2 protein-coding genes are annotated in these 2,823 nt (G+C 31.1%); one reads left to right on the top strand and one right to left on the bottom strand.

Features of this window, described 5'->3' with window-relative positions:
- On the bottom strand, positions 1-415 hold a 415-nt coding region (locus tag ACIQ56_RS16375; RefSeq protein ID WP_397602108.1), incomplete at its 3' end, for an ATP-binding cassette domain-containing protein.
- Between the two features lie 234 nt (positions 416-649).
- On the opposite strand from ACIQ56_RS16375, the gene ACIQ56_RS16370 reads away from it, so the two are divergent.
- On the top strand, positions 650-2,242 hold the full coding sequence (locus ACIQ56_RS16370) for an FMN-binding glutamate synthase family protein (protein WP_397602107.1): 1,593 nt from the start codon (positions 650-652) through the stop codon (positions 2,240-2,242).
- Positions 2,243-2,823 lie beyond the last annotated feature (581 nt).

Raw genomic sequence — 2,823 nt, 5'->3', positions numbered from 1 at the left:
GGGCTAATCTTCGCTTTTGTCCACCAGATAATTTAGATGCTTTTGTCTTTAAAAAAGAGGTGAGTTCAAATTTATCGATCATTTCCAAAACGGAAAATGGATTTGGGTAATGTGCATGAATAAATTGTAAAATCTCAAGAGCTAAAATTCCTTCGGGAAACTCTATATTTTGAGGAGTCATGCCAACAGAAATACGTGCATCTGGATCTTGAGGATTTTTATCAAATAATTGAATTGTTCCAGAAGTTGGGATTTCTTGTCCAAGCATCATTTTTATTGTCGTTGTTTTTCCAGCTCCATTTACTCCTAAAAGAGCAATGATTTCTCCTTTAGAAATACTAAAATTTAGATCACGAATGACACTGGTATTGCCATAGTTTTTAAATACTTTATTAAATTTTAAAATTTGTGCCATAAACTACTCCCCATTCCCTTTGGAGATGTATTGCTTTTTCATGTTTGGTGCAAGCGGTAGTAGGGGCAAGATTTAAGCTAACTTATTAAATTGTCATATAAATTTGAATAATATGAAAACTTCTCCATTTTTTTGTCACTTGGATAGGTTTTAAAATTTTGTTGTTAATATGATTTGAGCTTAATCTATTATAAGGAATTTTGAATTTAGCATCATCCGTTTTTAGAGGAAAAAATGAGAAAAATATTTGTTATTACTTCTTCTATTTTAATTCTGCTAAATATTGTCTCAATATTTGTGTTTCCTTATTTTTTATTTTCTTTAATTCTTATTATTCCTTTAATTATCATTGGTATTAGGGATATGTTACAAACTACGCAGACATTAAAAAGAAATTTTCCAGTTATTGCTCATTTTAGGTATATGTTTGAAGTGATACGTCCTGAAATTCAGCAATATTTTATAGAATCAGATACCGATGGAGTTCCTTTTAATAGAGAGCAGAGAACAGTTGTTTATCAAAGAGCGAAGGGTGTGCGCGACTCCGTTCCGTTTGGCACGAGAAAAAATGTTTACCAAGTAGGCTATGAGTGGGTAAATCATTCTTTAAGACCCACTCAAATGAGTCCAAATAATTTAAGAGTAATGATTGGGAATTCAGATTGTTTGCAGCCTTATAGCGCCAATTTGTTAAATATTTCCGCTATGAGTTATGGTTCTCTGAGTAAAAATGCCATTATGGCTTTAAATGGAGGGGCTAAAGATGGTGGATTTGCTCATAATACAGGAGAAGGCGGATTAACTCCACATCACTTAGCGAATGGGGGGGACATCATTTGGCAAATAGGAACGGGATATTTTGGCTGTAGAAATAAAGATGGCTTCTTTAATGAGCTTGAATTTGTAAAAAAAGCAGCTCATACCCATCAAGTTAAAATGATTGAAATCAAATTATCTCAGGGGGCAAAGCCTGGGCATGGTGGTATCCTTCCTGCAAAAAAAGTAACACCTGAAATTGCTGAAATTAGAGGAGTTCCATTAGGAAAAGATGTTTTATCACCTCCTGCACATACGGCTTTTTCAACCCCAACAGAAATGATGTATTTTATAGCTAAATTAAGAAAATTATCAGGAGGAAAACCCGTTGGGTTAAAACTTTGTTTAGGAAATAAATGGGAGTTTGTAGCTTTGTGCAAGGCCATGAAGTTAACAAATATGATGCCTGACTATATTTCTATTGATGGTGCAGAAGGGGGAACAGGTGCGGCCCCATTAGAATTTACCAATTCCGTTGGGACTCCTGGAATTGATGCTTTAATTTTTGTTCATAATTGTCTTGTCGGATTTGGTTTAAGAAAAAAGATTCGAATTATGTCATCAGGTAAAGTAACAACTGGTTTTGAAATGATAAAATTAATTGCATTAGGTGCCGATCTTGTTTACTCAGCTCGTGGTATGATGTTGGCTTTAGGATGCATCCAAGCGCTAAAATGTAATGCAAATGATTGCCCAACAGGAATTGCAACACAAGATCCTGAACTCATGAATGGATTAGTTATTAAAGAAAAAAGGAAAAGAGTTACACATTTTCATCATGAAACCATAAAAAGTATGGTTGAAATTATTGATGCTATGGGTTTAGAAGGAACGCATGAATTACGCCCTTGGCATGTCATGAGAAGAGTGAGTGAAACAGAATCAAAAAGTTATGCAGAAATATTTGAATATATTCCTGAAGATTCTCTATTATCAAATGATATTCCTTCCTCTTTTGAATCTGCAGTAAAACTTGCTAGTGCGGAGTCTTTTAGGCCTTTATTTATCTAATCATTATTTTATATAATAAAATTTATATATAATAAAAACGAAAATAAAAAATAATAATTTCAATGATAAATATTTATATTATATTTAATTTATTGACAAAATTTATTATTATTTATAAAGATATTTTAATATTTTTAAGCTTTAAAATGGGTATTAAAAATTAAGTCTGAATAAATTTAAATGAGAATAAAGATATGTATTTTAAAGATTATTTAAAATCATTTTTTTTAATAAAAAATTTAGTTTTAGTCAAAATATGACTGAACTAGTTCATTTCGAGAAAAAAAATTTTAGCTCTAAATTTTTAAAAAATGGGGGATGCTATGGGTACGCTCTTTTGTTTATAAAACATTATGAGAATAAAAATTTATGTTTGCCTGATTTTTATAAACAGATTGAATATAATTTAAAAAAATCAAAAGAAACAATTCATGAAGTTTATTTTTGGATGCATATGTGTCCTCCCAATAAGTGATTTTTACAAAACGTAAATACAGATTTAAATTTCCTTTTGAGGGGGAGATTTAAATGGAGATGGAAAATAGACTTTTAAAACTGTCAGAACAAGTCGCTTTTGAAAG

Source organism: Silvanigrella sp., from assembly GCF_044369315.1.
GTDB lineage: Bacteria > Bdellovibrionota_B > Oligoflexia > Silvanigrellales > Silvanigrellaceae > Silvanigrella.
Note: the sequence above shows the minus strand (reverse complement) of the source record. Positions and strands in the feature narration are given on the sequence as shown.